The sequence below is a fragment of the Hydrogenobacter thermophilus TK-6 genome (genome assembly GCF_000010785.1).
In the GTDB taxonomy this organism is placed as follows: domain Bacteria; phylum Aquificota; class Aquificia; order Aquificales; family Aquificaceae; genus Hydrogenobacter; species Hydrogenobacter thermophilus.
In genome coordinates, this window is sequence record NC_013799.1 from 1,680,634 (window position 1) to 1,698,730 (window position 18,097).

19 protein-coding genes are annotated in these 18,097 nt (G+C 44.0%); 6 read left to right on the forward strand and 13 right to left on the reverse strand.

The window, feature by feature from the left end; all coding sequences use genetic code 11:
* Positions 1 to 14: 14 nt before the first annotated feature.
* Entirely contained in the window at positions 15 to 299 is a 285-nt protein-coding gene (locus tag HTH_RS09275) for a hypothetical protein (RefSeq protein WP_232500435.1), read from the reverse strand.
* Between HTH_RS09275 and HTH_RS09280 the strand changes: the two genes are divergently transcribed.
* Positions 285 to 704, forward strand: a complete 420-nt coding sequence (locus HTH_RS09280) for a CoA-binding protein (protein WP_012964473.1) — start codon at positions 285 to 287, stop codon at positions 702 to 704. The two genes, HTH_RS09275 and HTH_RS09280, sit on opposite strands and share 15 nt — an antisense overlap.
* Here the strand turns inward: HTH_RS09280 and proB are convergent.
* On the reverse strand, positions 701 to 1,762 hold the full coding sequence (gene proB / locus HTH_RS09285; RefSeq protein WP_012964474.1) for a glutamate 5-kinase: 1,062 nt from the start codon (positions 1,760 to 1,762) through the stop codon (positions 701 to 703). The two genes, HTH_RS09280 and proB, sit on opposite strands and share 4 nt — an antisense overlap.
* 19 nt (positions 1,763 to 1,781) lie before the next feature.
* Here proB and HTH_RS09290 point away from each other — a divergent pair, with 19 nt between their 5' ends.
* The 4 genes from HTH_RS09290 to prfA are packed head-to-tail and all read left to right on the forward strand — an operon-like array spanning position 1,782 to position 6,705.
* Positions 1,782 to 2,810 (forward strand): zinc-binding dehydrogenase, encoded by a 1,029-nt coding sequence (locus HTH_RS09290; protein ID WP_012964475.1) that lies wholly within the window; start codon positions 1,782 to 1,784, stop codon positions 2,808 to 2,810.
* A gap of 9 nt (positions 2,811 to 2,819) precedes the next feature.
* Positions 2,820 to 5,435 carry an alanine--tRNA ligase gene (gene alaS, locus HTH_RS09295; RefSeq protein WP_012964476.1) on the forward strand — a complete coding sequence of 872 codons (2,616 nt, stop codon included), beginning with the start codon at positions 2,820 to 2,822 and terminating at the stop codon, positions 5,433 to 5,435.
* Between the two features lie 2 nt (positions 5,436 to 5,437).
* Complete coding sequence (gene rpmE, locus HTH_RS09300; protein ID WP_012964477.1) at positions 5,438 to 5,632, forward strand: 50S ribosomal protein L31; 195 nt, start codon at positions 5,438 to 5,440, stop codon at positions 5,630 to 5,632.
* Positions 5,632 to 6,705 carry a peptide chain release factor 1 gene (gene prfA / locus HTH_RS09305; RefSeq protein ID WP_012964478.1) on the forward strand — a complete coding sequence of 358 codons (1,074 nt, stop codon included), beginning with the start codon at positions 5,632 to 5,634 and terminating at the stop codon, positions 6,703 to 6,705. The genes rpmE and prfA overlap by 1 nt, the downstream gene beginning before the upstream one ends.
* Here the strand turns inward: prfA and truB are convergent.
* The 11 genes from truB to serA form a co-directional block, all read right to left on the reverse strand.
* On the reverse strand, positions 6,696 to 7,562 hold the full coding sequence (truB, locus tag HTH_RS09310; protein ID WP_012964479.1) for a tRNA pseudouridine(55) synthase TruB: 867 nt from the start codon (positions 7,560 to 7,562) through the stop codon (positions 6,696 to 6,698). The two genes, prfA and truB, sit on opposite strands and share 10 nt — an antisense overlap.
* Positions 7,562 to 8,494, reverse strand: coding sequence for a sigma-70 family RNA polymerase sigma factor (locus HTH_RS09315; RefSeq protein ID WP_012964480.1), 933 nt, complete (start codon positions 8,492 to 8,494; stop codon positions 7,562 to 7,564). Before HTH_RS09315 ends, truB begins: the two co-directional genes overlap by 1 nt.
* A 4-nt stretch (positions 8,495 to 8,498) precedes the next feature.
* Complete coding sequence (locus tag HTH_RS09320) at positions 8,499 to 9,923, reverse strand: Do family serine endopeptidase (protein ID WP_012964481.1); 1,425 nt, start codon at positions 9,921 to 9,923, stop codon at positions 8,499 to 8,501.
* Positions 9,920 to 10,579: a methyltransferase domain-containing protein gene (locus HTH_RS09325; RefSeq protein WP_012964482.1), complete on the reverse strand. Its 660-nt coding sequence runs from the start codon at positions 10,577 to 10,579 to the stop codon at positions 9,920 to 9,922. Before HTH_RS09325 ends, HTH_RS09320 begins: the two co-directional genes overlap by 4 nt.
* On the reverse strand, positions 10,542 to 11,171 hold the full coding sequence (locus HTH_RS09330; RefSeq protein WP_012964483.1) for an alpha/beta fold hydrolase: 630 nt from the start codon (positions 11,169 to 11,171) through the stop codon (positions 10,542 to 10,544). The genes HTH_RS09325 and HTH_RS09330 overlap by 38 nt, the downstream gene beginning before the upstream one ends.
* Entirely contained in the window at positions 11,164 to 12,249 is a 1,086-nt protein-coding gene (gene mqnC / locus HTH_RS09335; protein WP_012964484.1) for a cyclic dehypoxanthinyl futalosine synthase, read from the reverse strand. Before mqnC ends, HTH_RS09330 begins: the two co-directional genes overlap by 8 nt.
* 26 nt (positions 12,250 to 12,275) lie before the next feature.
* The gene (locus tag HTH_RS09340) at positions 12,276 to 13,484 is read right to left on the reverse strand and encodes a 2,3-bisphosphoglycerate-independent phosphoglycerate mutase (RefSeq protein ID WP_012964485.1); all 1,209 of its coding nucleotides are present in this window, start codon (positions 13,482 to 13,484) and stop codon (positions 12,276 to 12,278) included.
* An 8-nt stretch (positions 13,485 to 13,492) separates the two neighbouring features.
* Positions 13,493 to 13,798 (reverse strand): hypothetical protein, encoded by a 306-nt coding sequence (locus HTH_RS09345; protein WP_012964486.1) that lies wholly within the window; start codon positions 13,796 to 13,798, stop codon positions 13,493 to 13,495.
* The gene (locus HTH_RS09350) at positions 13,777 to 14,328 is read right to left on the reverse strand and encodes a 4Fe-4S dicluster domain-containing protein (RefSeq protein WP_012964487.1); all 552 of its coding nucleotides are present in this window, start codon (positions 14,326 to 14,328) and stop codon (positions 13,777 to 13,779) included. The genes HTH_RS09345 and HTH_RS09350 overlap by 22 nt, the downstream gene beginning before the upstream one ends.
* Positions 14,329 to 14,473: 145 nt before the next feature.
* Positions 14,474 to 15,970, reverse strand: a complete 1,497-nt coding sequence (locus HTH_RS09355; protein ID WP_012964489.1) for an RNA-guided endonuclease InsQ/TnpB family protein — start codon at positions 15,968 to 15,970, stop codon at positions 14,474 to 14,476.
* 61 nt (positions 15,971 to 16,031) lie between these two features.
* On the reverse strand, positions 16,032 to 17,624 hold the full coding sequence (gene serA / locus HTH_RS09360) for a phosphoglycerate dehydrogenase (protein WP_012964490.1): 1,593 nt from the start codon (positions 17,622 to 17,624) through the stop codon (positions 16,032 to 16,034).
* Positions 17,625 to 17,667: 43 nt separating this feature from the next.
* Here serA and HTH_RS09365 point away from each other — a divergent pair, with 43 nt between their 5' ends.
* A complete protein-coding gene (locus HTH_RS09365) occupies positions 17,668 to 18,087 on the forward strand; it encodes a lytic transglycosylase domain-containing protein (RefSeq protein ID WP_232500436.1) in 420 nt (139 codons plus the stop codon).
* Positions 18,088 to 18,097 lie beyond the last annotated feature (10 nt).

The window sequence follows — 18,097 nt, forward strand, 5'->3', positions numbered from 1 at the left end:
GCCTAAACCTCCTATCAAAAAAAAGCAGTAATAATAATCTTATCTTTAGGATTTACTACCACTCTTAAAAATCTATTTCCAAATTCGGGAATTTTCTTCCAAAGTCTCACCTCTTCTTCCGAGACTTCCTCAACAAACTCTGGTTCCAAGATGACTCTCGCTATCCATTCAGTTTTGATAAAAGACCTTATACCACTCAGATATCTTTCTAAATGCTTGGAAATCTTATAACCCAAAACTTCCATTCTGTTGGAGAGCTTTATTCTTATGATAAAATATCTCCCATGGAAAGGTTTCATCACCCCCATAGCGATGATGCTTTGGAAGTTCTAAAGGATGCCCAAGTGGTGGCGGTTGTGGGTATCTCCCCCGACCCAGAAAGACCATCTTACTATGTTAGTGAAAGACTCATCAGCAAAGGTAAGCACAGAGTTTACTTTATAAATCCCAAGTATGCAGGTCAGGAGATACTGGGAATTAATGTACTGCCTTCACTATCAGATGTGCCAGAAAAGATAGACATAGTTAATGTTTTTAGAAATCCAGCTCATATAGAACCTATACTTGAGGAAGCTATAAAGATAGGTGCCAGGTGTGTGTGGCTCCAGCCCGGCTGTGAGAACCATGAAATTATAGAGAGGTACAAGGACAAAATAAAGATAGTCTGGAATGCCTGCATAGGTGTGGAAGCGGGATACCTTTAAAAAACCACCAGGTTGTCCCTATGTATGGCTTCTTCTTTGTTAGTCTTGAGTATAGTTTTAACCTCCTGCCCTCTTCTTCTCATAACTTTTATTAGCTCGTCCGAAGAGAAGCTAACCTTTCCCTTACCCACCAGATACCCTTCTGGCAGACAGATGCTTACTGTATCTCCTCTCTCAAACACACCCTCCACCTTTACTATTCCTGCGGGCAGAAGGCTTTTACCATCCTTCACAGCCTTATAAGCCCCATAATCTATGTATATGATCCCTTTTGGCTCCTCCATCATAGCTATAACCTTCTTTCTGCGCTTTAGAGGTTTTTCTGAAGGCTTAAAGTAAGTACCACAAGTCTTTAGCTCCCTGACTTTTAATAAACTGTCTTCTTTGCCAGTGATGATAACATGCACCCCCAAGCTGAGGGCTATTCGTGTAGCAGACAGCTTGCTAAACATTCCCCCCGTGCCAAACTCAGAATTGACACCTCTCACTAAGGCAAATGCCTTCTCAATATCTTCCACATAAGGCACTATTTTGTCTTGCTGATCCCTTAACCCCCCTGCGGTGGAGAGTATCACCAAAAGTTCAGCATCCATCATAAAAGCCGTATGAACCGCAAGAAAGTCGTTGTCTCCAAACACCAGCTCCGATACAGCTACGGTATCGTTTTCGTTTATAACTGGAATAGCACCAAGCCTCATCATCTCTTCTATGGCGTTTTTGCTGTTATAAAATTTGGCTCTTTCCTTGAAAACATCGGATGTTAAAAGCACCTGTGCGGGAATGAGCCCGTAGTTGGAAAAAACCACATCGTATATGTGCATCAGATACGCCTGACCCACTCCTGCAAGTGCCTGCTTTAGCACTAAGTTTTTGGGTTTTTCCTTGATACCAAGCTTTTTGGCACCGCACAGGACAGCTCCGGAAGATACAAGCATCACCTCATCTCCCTGCTCTTTCATGGTTTTTATCTCTCTGGCAAGCTTAGAAAGGAAAGAGAGGTCTATATCCCCTTCCTGTGTCTGTATGAGGTTGGATCCTAACTTTAAAACAATTCTCATCAGTTATAATGATAACATCATGAGAGCTGTTATACTTAAAGCCTTTGGAGGTATAGAAAACCTTGAGTATGTGGAAGATTTCCCAAAGCCTGAAATAAGGGAAGATGAGGTACTCATAAGAGTAAAAGCTGTTGCCCTCAATCACCTTGACATCTGGGTAAGGATGGGTGCGCTGGCTGTAAAGCCTGAGCTTCCTCACATACTGGGTTCTGATGTAAGCGGTGTGGTAGAAAAGGTGGGGAGTTTAGTAAGAAATGTAAAGGAGGGAGATGAGGTTATTCTGTCGCCGGGGCTATCCTGCGGTGTGTGTTATGAGTGCCTTTCTGGAAGAGACAACCTGTGCAGGTACTATGATATTCTGGGACTGAAGACAAGGGGAGGTTATGCTGAGTATATTAAAGTGCCGTCAAGGAATGTAATGGCTAAACCCAAGAATTTGAGCTTTGAAGAAGCTGCCAGTTATCCTTTAACATTTCTAACCGTCTGGAACGCTCTTGTTAGGAAAGGAAACATAAAGCCTTACAGTAGGGTGCTAATTTGGGCTGGCTCTTCGGGTGTTGGGGTTGCCGGCATACAGATAGCCAAGCTTATGGGTGCCTTTGTAATTGCTACTGCGGGAAGTGAGGAAAAAGCCAAGAGGTGCAAGGAGCTGGGAGCTGATATAGTGATAAACCACTATCAGGAGGATGTGGTCAAGAGAGTAAGGGACATTTTTAAAGAGGGTGTGGACCTGGTGATGGATCATGTGGGAGAAAAGACTTTTGGAAGGAGTATAGAGTGTCTCAAAAAGGGTGGGAAGCTCGTCTTTTTTGGAACCACCACAGGGAGTAATGCACAGATAGACATAAGGTATGTTTTTGTTAGAGAGATAGAGCTTCTTGGCACTTACATGGGTACAAGCGCAGACCTTTTTAAGATAACAGAGCTTTTTGAGAGGGGTCTTTTAAAGCCCATTGTGGACAGAGTCTTTGACCTTAAATCAGCAAGGGAAGCCCACAGCTACCTTGAGGCTTCCACACACTTTGGCAAAGTTGTGCTTAGAATATAATTTATAGCCATGTTTTCCACCGACGAGATAAGAGAGCTGTTTTTGAGCTTTTTTGAAAAGAAGGGACATGTGCGAGTAAGAAGCGCTCCGCTGGTGCCAGAGTCCGACCCTACTTTGCTCTTTGTAAATGCAGGTATGGTGCCCTTCAAAAATGTTTTCCTGGGTATAGAGAAAAGACCTTACACAAGGGCTGTATCCTGTCAGAAGTGTCTGAGGGTTTCGGGTAAGCACAACGACCTTGAGAGCGTGGGATACACATCAAGGCATCACACCTTTTTTGAGATGCTTGGCAACTTCTCTTTTGGAGATTACTTTAAAAAACAGGCCATAGAGTACGCATGGGAATTTATAACTCAGTATCTTAAGCTTCCTGAGGATAAGCTTTACATAACAGTTTTTGAAGAGGACGAAGAAACTTATCGCATATGGAGAGATGATATAGGGCTTGAAGAGGGTCGCATATGGAAAAGGGGTGAGGAGGATAATTTCTGGCAGATGGGAGATACAGGACCGTGCGGTCCCTCTTCGGAGATACACTTTGACAAAGGTGAAGGTGAAGAAGGAGAAAGATACTTGGAAGTGTGGAACCTGGTGTTTATGCAGTATAACAGGGATGAAAAGGGAAATCTCACCCCACTTCCAAAGCCCAACATAGACACAGGTATGGGACTTGAGCGTATAGCCAGTGTGCTTCAAAAAACAAAAACCAACTACGAGATAGACATCATAAGACCTCTTGTAGCCTTTGGCGAGGAGTTATCCCAAAAAAGATACGGCGAGAGCTTTGAAGTGGATGTAGCCTTGAGAGTTATAGCGGACCATCTAAGAGCCATCACCTTTGCCATAAGCGATGGTGTTCTTCCCTCCAATGTGGGAAGAGGGTATGTTATAAGAAGGATCTTAAGAAGGGCTTTAAGGTACGCATACAAACTCGGTGTGCAAGAGCCATTTCTTTACAGAGGCATTGACCTGGTGGTAGACATTATGAAGAGGGCTTATCCAGAGCTGGAAACCAGCATAGGCTTTGTAAAAAGCGTAGTAAAAGGTGAAGAGGAGAAGTTTATAAACACCTTGAAAAACGCCATGCCTGTAGTGGAAGAGATTATTCATAAGACGCTTGAGGAAGGCAGAAGCTCTATAAGCGGGGCTCAGGTATTTACCCTTTATGACACTTACGGCTTTCCTCTGGACATGCTGGAGGATATAGCAAGAGAGAAAGGGCTTTATGTGGATATGAAAGGCTTTGAAGAACAGATGGAACTTCAAAGAGAAAAGGCAAGAAAACACTTCAAAATTACCTCCAAAGAGGTAAAACCCATTTATGCGCACCTTAAAGAGCTGGGAAAAACTTCCCAGTTTGTGGGATACGACCAGTATCAGGCAGAAACAAAGGTGATAGCCATCATAAAAGACGGGCAGATGGTGTCAGAGCTCAAAGAAGGTGAGGAAGGCGAGCTGGTGCTGGAAAAAACTCCCTTCTATGCGGAAAGGGGAGGACAGGTGGGCGATAAAGGCTTTATAAGAGGAGAGGGGGCTTACTTTATGGTAGAGGACACCCAATCACCTGTGGAGGGCGTAATAACTCACATAGGAAAGCTCATAAAAGGCAGTCTAAAAGTTATGGACCAGGTGCATGCCATCATAGACAGAGAAAGGAGGGAAGACATAAGGAGGAATCATACCGCAACGCATCTGCTTCACGCTGTTTTAAGGCATGTGCTTGGAGATCATGTGCGTCAAGCCGGTTCTCTGGTGAGTGACCAGTATCTTCGCTTTGACTTTACTCACTATGAAGCTCTTGACTGGGATAGGCTCTCAAGAATAGAAGAGCTGGTGAATGAGCACATACGCCAGAACTACGAGGTGAGTGTAGAAGAGACGGATTATACCAAGGCAATAAAAGAGGGTGCCATAGCCATCTTTGAGGAGAAGTATTCGGATAGAGTCAGGGTCATAACGGTAGGTGAGGTGTCAAAGGAGCTGTGCGGTGGAACTCATGTAAGAAGGACTGGGGACATAGGATACTTCAAAATAGTATCTGAGTCTTCGGTAGGTGCTGGAGTAAGGAGGATAGTGGCAAAAACTGGAAGGTGGGCTGTAGAAGATGCCTTTAGAGAGCACAGAATGCTTCAGGAACTTAGCATTAGCCTGGGAGTAAAGCAGGAAGATATCCCCGATGCTATACAGAGACTTGAAAGACAGTTAAAGGAAAAGGAAAAGGAAGTTGCGAGACTAAAAGAACTGCTCCTGGAGCAGATGGTGCAAAAGCAGTTAAAAGAGGAGCTAATAAACGGCATAAGGCTCTATTGGGGATTTTTTGAAGATATAGACACAGAAGACCTCAGAAATACTGCAGACAGGATAAGAAGCTCATCTGAAAACTGCGTGGTGTTTTTTATAACCAAAAAAGGCGAGAGGCTTTCCACGCTGCTGGCTCTGTCTAAGAACCTTGTACCAAAGCTCTCTGCCAAGGAGATGATAAAGGAGGTGGGCAAAGTTTTGGGTGGTGGTGGAGGAGGAAGGGAAGACCTGGCTCAAGGTGGTGGAACCAATCTGCAGGCGGTGGGTAAAGCCATTGAAAGACTGAAGGATTTGATATATATTAGTAGATTTACGGAGGTTTAAAGATGAAGAAGGGTATTCATCCGGAGCTAAAACCAACTACCTTTGTGTGCGGTTGCGGAAACACCTTTACTTTACTTTCCACCAAGGGCGGTACTGTGCATCTTGAGGCGTGCAATCTGTGTCATCCCTTTTACACAGGCAAGCTTAGAATAAAGCCCTTTTACCTTGAAATGGCAGGAAGTGCCAAAGAGGAGTGATGCTCCCTGCGCAGTTGGAAGAGAAGCTGGAGGCTATAGAAAAGAGGTACGAGGAGATCCAAAACCGGCTGAGCTCTCAGGATGTTATAAGGGACAGAGCGCAGTTTGCCAAGCTAAGCAAAGACCTCAAAGACATAGGGGAGGTTGTAGACTTATACAGGCGTTATAAAAAGGTGCAGAAGGACATAAAGGAAGCCCAGGAGCTTTTAAAGTCCAGAGAGTTTGAGGAGCTTGCCAAAGAGGAGATAAAGAGGCTTAAAAGAGAGGAGGAGCGGATAGAAAAAGAGCTAAAAATCCTTATGCTTCCAAAAGACGAGAGAGACTCAAGGAACGTGATCCTTGAGATAAGGGCGGGTGTAGGAGGCGAAGAGGCTGCCCTCTTTGTAGCTGACCTTTTGAATATGTACCAGAAGTACGCCGAGGAGAGAGGCTGGAAGTTTAGCATACTCAGCGCCAACAGGACAGGCTTAGGTGGATACAAAGAAGTGATAGCGCTTATAGAGGGTGTGGGAGCCTACTCAAGACTCAAGTACGAAAGCGGTGTACACAGAGTACAAAGAATCCCTCGTACTGAATCTGGTGGAAGAATACACACATCCACTGCAACTGTGGCGGTTCTTCCAGAGGTGGACGAGACGGAACTTGAGATAAATCCACAGGACCTTAAGATAGAAACCTTCAGAGCCAGCGGTGCTGGTGGACAGTATGTGAATACAACTGAAACTGCGGTGAGGGTCACTCACATACCTACGGGTATAAGCGTAGCGTGTCAGGACGAGAGGTCACAGTTTCAGAACAAGCAGAAAGCTCTGAAGATACTCTATGCCAGACTAAAGGACTTTTACGAAAGGCAAAAGGAAGAAGAGATAGCCAAGGAAAGAAAGATGCAGGTAGGCACAGGCGAGAGGAGCGAAAAGATAAGGACTTACAACTTTCCCCAAGGTAGAGTCACAGACCACAGAATAAACCTAACCCTTTATAAGCTTCATGATGTGCTGGAAGGAAAGCTGGACGAGATCATAGAAGCACTCATACAGCATGACATAGATGAAAAGCTTAAAGCTCAAGTTTGAGGAAGTAGCCTGTAAGCCTTCAATCTATTGCCTTTTATCACGCCAATACCTATAAATTCTTTACCCTCGTATAATCTCACGAAGGTCTCTTCTTCAAGGCAAGAAGGCAAGTATAAAAACAGACCGTTTTTTATAGTTTTGGCACTTTTGGCATCAAGATCAATAGCCGGTATAAAGTCAAGAGCTTCCCACACAGGCACGGACACACCGTAAAGGTCATCCAGACACATCAGTCTCTCGTAGGTTATTGCCCTTTGCACATCAAACTGCCCTATCTTTGTTCTCCTCAGCTCCTCCACATAAGCTCCACACCCAAGCGCCAATCCAATATCATGAACTAAGCTCCTTATGTATGTGCCTGCGGACACGCAGAATACAAACTTGGCGTATGGCATTTCACAATCTACAAGCTCTGCTTTGTAAACTGACACCTCCACTGGCTTCAGAGACACATGCAAGCCCTTCCTTGCAAGTTTATAAGCCCTTTTACCTTCTATCCTCTTGGCGGAGTGAGGAGGAGGTAGCTGAAGAATCCTTCCCAAAAAGCTTTGCAGAACCTTTTTTACATCTTGGCAAGAGACTTTTATCTCTCTCTTTTCAACAACTTTACCCTCCGCATCGTAAGTATCTGTTATCTCACCAAACTTCACTGTGGTTATGTACTCTTTGGGAAGCTTGAGGAAAAACTCTGCGTATCTCGTAGCTTCGTTTATCAGAAGTATCAAAAGCCCCGTAGCCAAGGGGTCTAAAGTGCCAGTGTGTCCTACCTTCACTTTAAACTTCTTCTTTATACCTTCCACCACACTGAAGGAAGTCAAGCCTTTGGGTTTATCCACAAGAATTACGGATGGTACCATCAGCTGAGAAAGTCTTTGAGATGTCTTTTCATAGCCATGTTTCTAAGTTTTCTCAAAGCCCTTGTTTCCAGCTGTCTTACCCTTTCTCTGGATATGTTGAGTATGTCTCCAATCTCCCTGAGGGTCCTTGGCTCCTCACCTCGGAGTCCAAAACGGAGCTCTATAACTCTCCTCTCCTTCTCTGGCAACCTGTCCAGCATGTCCCCTATCTCTTTTTCAAGCACTTCGTTGATGATTCTCTCTTCCACATCTGCAGTTCCGTGCTGGCTCAAAAAGTCAACGAAAAAGGTGTCCTCGTTCTCACCCACCGGCGCATCCAAGGATAGAGGAATGCGGCACACTTGAAGGCACTTTTCCACCTCTTCTGGGCTTATTTTAAAACCCTCCTTCTTGAATCTCTGCTCCACCTCGTCTTTTGTGGGTTTCCTCCCAAGCTCCCTTTCAAGCTCCCTGGATAAGATTTCCTTTGAATATTCTATAGCAACCTCTTCTGGCGTTGGCTCTCTCTCCAGCTCCCTGAAAAGCCTGCTGTATATGCTACCTATCCTGTTTATAACATGTGCTTGTTTAAGAGGGATTCTTACCGCACCTGTCTGTTGAGAGAGTGCTTGCATGATAGCCTGCCTTATCCACCATACAGCATAGGATATGAACTTTACACCCCTATCGGGATCGAACCTCTTTGCGGCTTCAATAAGACCGTGATTCCCTGCGGCTATAAGCTCAGAGAGGGGAAGCCCATAACCTAAGTACTGCTTAGCTATGTTTATAACAAACCTTAGGTTAGATTCTACCAGCTTTCTAAAGGCTTCCTGATCACCCTCTTTAGCCCTTCTGGCTACCTCCTTTTCCTCTTCGGGTGTCAGGAGAGGTATCTTGGCAACCTTCTTAAGATACTGATTTATAAGCTCCTGTTCCGTGTCAGGTATCATAACCTTACCTCAAATTCAACACTATGTATAGGTTTGTGTCTCCTCTCCTTATGAGAAGCAATACTTTATCCCTTCCAGCTTTTCTGGCACCGTCTATAGCCTGTATGAGCTCAGACCTTGATGTAACCGCTCTGTTATTAATACCCATTATTATGTCTCCGGGTCTTATCCCACTTTGATAAGCTAAGCTTCCCGGTACTACGCCACTTACATACACCCCCTTTACACCTAAGCGCCTCTCTTCGTCAGGTGTGAGGTCTCTAAGGATTAATCCCACATCCTGAGCTTGAGGTCCTACCTGAGATACCTTTGTCTCTTCAGGCATTGCTTCCACCTTGACCTTTATGTTCTCCTTCTTTCCGTCCCTTACTATGGTTAGCGTAAGCTCATTTCCTGGGGGTGTTTTCATGACTCTGAGCTGAAGGTCCCTTACACTGCTGACTTTCTCGTTGTTCACCGCTATGATTATGTCTCCCACCTTTAGCCCAGCCTTTTCTGCAGGGCTTGACGGCATCACCTGAGCTATTATTACACCCTCTTTAACACCTACAGTTTCCGCCATATCTGGCGTCACTTCCTGTATGATTACGCCGAGCCAACCTCTTGTGACTTTTCCTTTAACTATAAGCTGGTCCGCTACCCACTTGGCTAAATTTATAGGTATGGCAAAGCCAAGCCCTTGACCTTCAGCAACTATGGCAGTATTTATACCTATCACCTCGCCCCATATGTTCACAAGCGGTCCTCCGGAGTTTCCGGGGTTTATAGGTGCATCCGTCTGGATGAAGCTCTCATACTGCGTAACACCTATGGACCTTTTGAGGGCTGATATGACACCCATAGTGACAGTCCTTTCAAGCCCGTAGGGATTGCCTATAGCTATGACGATCTGTCCCACTTTGAGCTTGTCAGAGTCTCCCAGCCTTGCTACCCTTTGCTGAGGATCCTTTATATCCTTTGCATCAACTTCAACCACTGCTATGTCCGTCTTGGGGTCTGTCCCCACTATTCTCCCTCTCTTTTCCGTGTGCTCGTCAAACCTCACCTTTATGGCTTTTGCATTCTGCACCACATGGTTGTTGGTAAGGATGTAAAATTTGTCATTTTTATACTCTATGATGACACCCGAACCTAAGGACCTTCTCTCCTGCGGTGGCATCTGGAAGGGGAAAGGAAAGGGAAAATCCTCACCAAAGGGGTTTTGCATCTGAACCTCTTGAGTTGCAAAGATGGTGACAACGGAAGGAGACACCTTATCCACTATCTGAGTCAGCTCATTCTCAAGCTCGGACAGCACATTGCTTTTTACAAGAGGCGCAGTATCTGTGCGCTGAGTTTCTGCTTGAACCTTCTGAGCCTTACAGCCAGCAAAGAGAAGAAAGGATAGCAATACCAAGGATGGTACGAGAAGCATTTTTAACCTCCTCATGCTTTTACCTCACAGGACAAGAATAACACACTAAAGAGTGGCGTGTCAATATGCGATATCATATCTTCTATTTTCTTTCTTGACATTATAACACCTTCTTTTGAAGGATTGAAGGATGTGCCTGTATAGTGGAAAAACCTAAGAAGGTCCCAGCCCTTAAAAGGTATTTCAAGCTTTTGCATGAAGCTCTCTAATACTTTGACACCTTCTGACTTTACAAGGTTAAGAACAGCACTCTCCGATGGGAAGGGAAAGCCAAGCTCTTTTAAACTTCCTTCAACAGGGAGAGCTATAAGCATCTGCCCTCTGCAAACTCTTACCATCTCTGGAATACTCTTTTTTAAGTTAGTCCAGTGGAGGGAGAAGTTGCTAATTACCAGATGAAACTGCTTGTCTTGGAAGGGAAGAGCCTCGGCATTTGCCAAAAGCACCTTACCAAACCTATCTTTGTATATCTTTGCCATACCCTTTGATATGTCCACACCCACCACTTTTTTAAGACCCCTGCTGGCAAACCCTGTACCGCAACCCACATCAAGAGAAAGCCCTTCTACTCTTTTCATGCTAAGAAGAAGATCCGCGCTCTTTCTCTGAGGCAGAGCCCACTCTTCGTATGTCTCAAAAGCCCTTGAGAATCTCAGGGATAAAACGCTCATACCTTTTAGGAAAGTGTCCTCCTTGGAAGGTGATAAATTTAGACCTTTTTATGAGATTGTAAAGGGTTAGTCCAGATATGAAGGGGACTATCTCATCATCTATACCTTGCACTATCACAGTCCTCTGCGTGATGTAAGGTAAAAGCTTAGTAAGGTCAAGCTTTACATAGTCCTCCAGCATCCTGTAAGCCACGCTAAGGTTTATACTGTCCTCAAAGGCAAAAGGGTAAGCAAGCTTTCTGAAATATCTCAGAAACTCCTCCCCCTCTCTTCTTAGTCTGATAAGAAAAGCTCTCACATTCTTTTCACTCCAAGAGGATAGAAAGTGAGGCGTTGTGCCAATTAGGATAAGTCCTTTGACTTTGCTGGGAAACTTCAGAGCTATAAGGATAGCTAAACTGCCTCCCATGGACCAGCCCAAAAGGACAGAAGGCTTTGAAATTCTCATAGCCACATCACAAGCCAAACTCTCAAAGTTTTTGTATGTTAGCTTTGACTTTCCGTGAGCGGGAAGGTCTATCCCGTGGCAGTTTAAGTTTTCAAACACCTTTGAAGAAAATCCCCAACCGTGAATACAAAAAAGCTCACTCAAAGGTCCTGATCACTCTATAGTAAGTGTCCCTCTGCGCTGGTACAAAGCCGGCACTTCTTATGGCTTCTACCATGTCTTCCACTTTGGGTATGTTCACCTTGTAAGATGTGGAAGATATAACATTCTCTTCTATCATAACACTTCCCATATCATTGGCACCAAAGTGAAGTCCCACAGTGCCTACCTGCATGGTCTGCGTTACATGGGAGCTTTGGATGTTTTTAAAGTTGTCAAGGTATATTCTTGAGAGGGCAAGCACCTTAAGGTAGTAAAGAGTGGAAGCTTCCTCTATGTGGTCAAGCTGAGTGTTTCCCCTTTTGAAGGTCCAGGGTATAAAGGCTGTAAAGCCTCCCGTCTCGTCCTGAAGGCGTCTCACTCTCTCTAAGTGTTCGATTATGTGATGAGGTTTTTCTACATGCCCAAACATCATAGTAGCGGTGGAGGTCATGCCAAGCTCGTGAGCCGTTCTATGCACCTGCTCCCACTCATCAACCGTGCATTTGCCTGGGCTTAAGAAGCTTCTCACCTCCGAAGACAGCACTTCTGCACCACCACCGGGTAAAGAATCAAGCCCCGCCTCTTTGAGTCTCTTTAGCACTTCCCTTATGCTTAGCTTTTCTATTTTTGCCAGATATACTATCTCGGGAGCGGAAAAAGAATGGACCTGCACCTGTGGGAAGCGCTCCTTTATGGAATAAATAAGCCTTTCGTAATAACTCAAAGGAAGGTCAGGGTTTAATCCTCCCTGCATGAGAAGGGTGGTACCACCCCACTGGATTAGCTCCTCCACCTTCTTTAGCACCTCTTGGGTATCAAGCACATAGCCCTCTGGAGAACCCACCTTTCTTTGAAAGGCGCAGAACTTACACCCAGCCACGCACACATTGGTGTAGTTAACATTTCTGTCTATCACAAAAGTTACTATACCGTCGGGATGAAAGCGCTTTCTTACTTCGTTGGCTAAAAAACCCAGAGTTGTAAGATGAGCTTCTTCCAGAAGATGAAGGGCTTCTTCCTGAGTTATCCTCTCTCCGTCAAGAACCTTGTCCTCTATGTAATTGATACTTTTGGCTTTCATAAAAAACCTCCATTTTAATAATATAGCTATGCACCGTACTTGGCAAGCCTAAGAGAGTGTGCCAACATAAGGTTTATGATCTTCACAGCAGGAAAGATTCCCAGCTCACCCCTCAGGCACTCTCTTTCGGTAAAACGGTCAGATATGCCACCTAAGACATAGGGAGAGTATAAAAGCACAGGCACAGGATGCCAAGAATGCCCCTTTAACACAGAAGGTGTTGAGTGATCGCCTGTTATGACAAGCACATGGGGATTTAGCTCCAAAAACTCCGGCAGAAGACTATCAAACTCTTCTATCACCTCCACCTTTCCCTTCCAGTTGCCATCCTCTCCGTAAGAGTCTGTCTTTTTAACATGAAAGAAAAAGTAATCGTAGTCTTTCCAAGCATCTTTTAGAGCTTTTATCTGGTCTTTTATGGTGTTTCCTTCAAACTTCAAAACTTCCATACCCACAAGGCTGGCAAGCCCTTTATACATGGGATAAGTGGCTATAGCACACGCTTTTAGTCCAAACCTTTCGGAAAAACTTTCCATCTTAGGTTTTTGAGAAAAACCTCTGAGAAGCAGGTAGTTAGCCTTTGGCTCATCTTTTAGCACCTCCTCCGCCACAGATAAAAACTCTCTTACCACCTTTGCCACCATCTCTGAGTTTTGGTTTTTTCCGTAAGGTATTATGGGAGGCAAGCCCTCCCTTTGAGGGTCTGTATCGGGGATCTGGTCGCTTCCTTCCGGAAGAGTATAAGGAAACCTCAAAACCACTGCCAGCCTGTGTTCCATCCCCGGCGATAAAAGCACCTTTACATCCCCTATCTTGTCAACAGCCCGAGAGAGCTTTTGTGTGATCCTTATGTTCTCCTCTGTAGATATTCTCCCTGCCCTTCTGTCTTTTATAATAAGCTTTCCGTCTTGCACTTGAGCTGTAGCGTAGTTGCCTCTTATGGCTATATCCGTGTCTTTAACTTCAAGACCCAAGCCAAGAGCCTCTAAGATACCTCTGCCTATCTGATGCTTTAGAGGATCATAGCCAAATATACCAAGATGTCCCGGACCGCTTCCAGGCGTTATACCCCAGTCCACAGGAATGTGCATACCAAGAGCGGAAATTTTTGCAAGCCTATCAAGGTTAGGAGTTTTGGCAATTTCCAGCTCTGTTTTGCCATCCTTGACCGGCAGACCACCCAAACCGTCAAGAACTATAAGAAGTAGCTTTGTGGAATTTTTTACATATTCCATTGGTATTATTATAAACTGCTACTCTGCGGGTGTTCTATCTGAAAGGTGTAAGAAGTTTTTGGAGGATGTTTCTCAGCTTCTTGAAAAAACTCCTTTGCCTGATGGTCCTGACCTAAAGCCTGGTTTATAAGTCCCAGCAGAAAATACTTTTCGTAAGAGTCTTCTGAGAGCATGAGCCATTTGGTGGCTTCCAAGTACTTAAACTCCAGTATGTATCTGAGACCTATGGAGAAGGGGTCTTTTTTGCCAACAAGGTCCACTTTTTTGAGTTTCTTACCGTCTTTATATATACTCACTCTGAACTTGACGCGCATGTCTGAATAGGTCTTCTCCAATCAAACAGCTTGGAAAGAAGGTCAGAGTTTGTCCTGCTTGCCCTGTGGCGATCCTTTGGCACCTCATCCACCTCAACAAAGTAAAGGCAGTTGGTTACACACTTGGATACACAGGAAGGTAGTAAACCATTATCCACTCTTTTATAACAGTAATCGCACTTTTCTACCTTCATGGTGTTGGGATTAAAAGTTATGGCTCCGTATGGACATGCTATTATACATGCCTTACAGCCTATGCAAAGCATCTCCTGAAGGTATACAATACCGTCATCCCTCTTTCTCATAGCGGAGGTGGGGCATGCAAAAACGCATGGTGCAGGCTCACAGTGAAAACAGTTCATGGGAAGGAAAAAAGCATCTGCGGTATCTGACAAGCCTTCCACTCTGAACACTTTCATAGGTCTTATGTTGAAAGTCTCCAGTCCCTTCTCCTGTTTGCAAGCAACTTCGCAAGACAGACAGCCTATACATCTGTCCAGGTCTATAATCATGACGGGTTTTTTTCTCATCAAGAATAAATTATAACCACATGGGTAAGCTGGTTCGTTTTGTGATAGCCTGCGCTCTGTGTGTAAGCTTTGCAGTGCTGATTTATTTCCTGTTTGAGCTTTTTAGGTATGGAAAAACTAGGTTTTAAGTTTCTAATGTATTTAGTTAACCCAGTTTTTCCATCCACCCTGCAGGGACTGAGACTCCCTGCCTACTACCCCCTATCCATAAGGACTCGGAGGATACTTTGTAAAACAAATCAATCAACTTTAATCTAAGGGGGTTGCAAAGCTTAATAAACAAAATCTTAAGATTTTCGTAAAAGCTAAGTCTCAGGAGCTTTGCTCCCACTCTCATTATGTTCAATGCACCTACCAAGTCAGCATGAAAGACTTTATTTAAAACCTTGTCTTTAAAAAGATTTCCCATCCTCTCCCCATAACATAGTTCTTTATTCTTAGTTCTCTGAATTTCCATCACATTTGCAAAAGGAGAAGTCTTTGAGGTATAACTTTCATCTACTTCAACCACTTCTATACCGTATTGCTGTGCTTTGTATTTGATTAGCTCTACCAATCTCCTGAAGGGTATAGAGACAAAATTTTGATTAGTCCTCTTTCCCAAGTTTACTCCATTTTTACTTTCAAGTGCATTCTTACCTATGTAAATGACCTTATGCCCTGTTTCGTAAAGCAAGTCCAATAGCTTCCTTGCTATCTTGTGAAGGTTGTTATCAAGCCATCTTTTTCTGTGTGCAGATAATACTTTCTCCTTTATCTCAAGTTCTCTCAGCTTTCTCTCAAGCTTCTTTGTGTCTTTATAGTCTCCCCTTTTTATCTCATTCTTTAAGCAATCCATCTGAGACCTAAGTTTAGCTCTTTCTTTGTTAAACCACTGATTAAATGCCTTTATCTCCTTGCCTGAGATTACAAAGCTTTTTAAATTGGGATTTTCACTTACCAAAGACAACATTTCGTCAAGTCCTATGTCTATGCCTGCTGTGTATTCTCCTACAGGATTTCTTGCTTCTACTTCTTGCTCATAAACTAAATCCACATAAAGGTCATTTCCGAAGAGCTTGAGCCTTACCGAAGAAACCCTAAGAGAGAAGTCCTTAGGCAGTTTGACTTTAAGATATTTGCCGTTTCTGAGTTTGATTATTAGTTTATCTCCTTCTTGCTTAAAAGTGTTAGCGTTTCCTTCTACTGAGAAGTTCATCAGGTATCTGAGTTTCTTAGGTTTTGGTGGTCTTGGTGCTTCTTTGAACCTCTCAGGATTGGCTCTAAAATTTTCAACAGCTTTGAAAAAGCTCTTAAAGTCTCTTATAACTTGACGAATGACGTATTGAACATAGTGAGGATTATCTATCCTTTCTTTCTGGGTTTTGAGTTTTTTAAGTAGTTCTCCCAGCTTAGGATTGCTCTCTATGTTTTTTAAAACCTTTTCAAACTCTTGTCTATATTTACCTGTGTAAGTTTTGGCAACAAGACCGTAAAGAATGGACTGATGGAGAGGATACATTCCATAAAGCTCCTTGTATTTTGTGATAAGGATTATGAGCATGTTTCTAAAGTGTGCAAGGTCTAAAAGTAAAGTTCTTACCTTTCTTTTTCTTTCCTTCCCGCCTACTCTTATGGTAAGAACTCTTTTACTTGAGAGCATCCTATACCGCTTAAAGTAATTACTTGACTACATTTTACCAAGAGTTGCTAAAAAATTTCAGTTATACAATAACCTGTTTTACAAATAGCACCTCGGGAAGTTTTGAAAGCTCATGAAGTATCTCTTCGGGAACTGGGTCATCTAAGTTCAGTATGCCAAGAGCTATCCCGCCTCTCTTTTCCCTACCAAGTCTAAAGCCGGCTATGTTAACACCGGCATCTCCCAGTATGGAGCCCACCTTTCCTATCACCCCAGGCACATCTTTGTTTTCAAAGATGAGCATTATACCCTCCGGTTCTACATCCACCCTGTAGTTGTCTATGCGGAATATTCTGGGTACATGTCCCTCAAGCACCGACCCTGCCACCACTCTTTCGGAACTGTCTGACCTCACAACTACCTTTATATAATGCTTGAAATCTTCCACATCCTGCGACATTACTTCCTCCACCTTTATGCCTCTATCCCTTGCCACATAAGAGGCGTTTATTATATTTATGGGGAAATCCACCACCTGGCGAAGAATACCCATAAGCACCGCAGAAGATATAGGATGGAAGTGTTCCGCTATATCTCCCCTCACCTCTATGTGAACCTCCCTTATACCTTCCTCTGCCCACTGAACCAGAAACCTACCCATCTTTTCCGCCAGGTCAAGGTGAGGCTTTATGAGAGTAAGCACTGATATATCCGGAAAAGGTGCGTTTACTACATACTCTACGGTCTGACCCCTCAGAGCCTTTATAACCTGCTGTGCCACTATAACTGCCACATTCTCCTGCGACTCGTAGGTATTGGCTCCTATGTGAGGACTCAAAGACACATTGGGAAACCTCTTTAGTTTTTCAATAAATTCCATAGAAGGGGGCTCTTTAGAAAACACATCAAGACCCACTCCCGAGAGCTTACCGCTCTCCAAAGCCCACAGAAGGTCTTCCTCATTTACTATGCCACCCCTTGCACAGTTGATAAGCACTGCCCCGTCTTTCATAATCTCAAACTCTCTTCTGGTTATCATGTTTCTCGTTTCGTGCGTGAGAGGTGCGTGTATAGTAAGCATGTCCACCTGTCTTAGCATTTCGTGGAGGCTGTCCAGGAGTTTTACACCCAATCTATCCGCTTTCTCTCTTGGTATGTAAGGGTCGTAAGCAAGGACCTTCATACCAAAGGCTTTTGCTCTTATGGCAACTTGAGACCCAATATTGCCCAAACCTATTATGCCTAAGGTTTTGCCATAAAGCTCCCTACCCATAAACTTCTTCCTGTCCCACCTGCCTTCCAAAATGGATTGATGTGCTATGTGAGCGTTTCTTAAAACATTTAGCATGTGGCTTATGGTGAGTTCCGTAGCTCCTATGGTATTAGCACCCGGTGTGTTTACCACCAGTATGCCACGCAGAGAAGCTCTCTCAATGTCCACATTATCCACTCCTACCCCCGCCCTTCCTATGACCTTAAGATGCTCCCCTCTGTCTATGAGCTCTGCTGTCACAGGTGTTCTGCTTCTGGTTATAATGGCATCGTAATCTTTGACTATCTCCAGAAGCTCCTCATAAGATATGTCCGGCTGATTGTCCACTTCAATGTCTGGCTCTCTGGTGAGTAGCTCAATCCCCTTATCCGATATGGGGTCGGTGATGAGCACTTTAAACATTCCTGACCTCCTTCCAATGAAGTTTATAATTATAACCTGCCTTATGGCTCTTCTGGTTTTATTAGTCCTCTCTGGCTGGGCTTTTGCCTTTTACGGGTGCTTTTTTGACGCAGGCAAGAGGTATAATGTGGACCCTTACTTGCTTGTCTCCATAGCCAAAGTGGAAAGCAACTTCAACCCTCAGGCTGTCAACATAAACAGAAATGGAAGCGTTGATTACGGTATTATGCAAATAAACTCTTACTGGCTTTACTACTATCGCATACCCATGGAGTGGATAAAAAATCCTTGCTACAACATACACTTTGGCGCTATGGTTCTCAGAAGATGCATGGATGCCAACGGGAATAACCTGAGTCTGGCAATAGACTGTTACAACAGAGGCTCAAAAGCTAACGGAGAAAGCCAGTATGTGCTAAAAGTTTACAGGAGCTACAAAAAAATAAAGCATATGGTCAGGTAAGGTATAATGC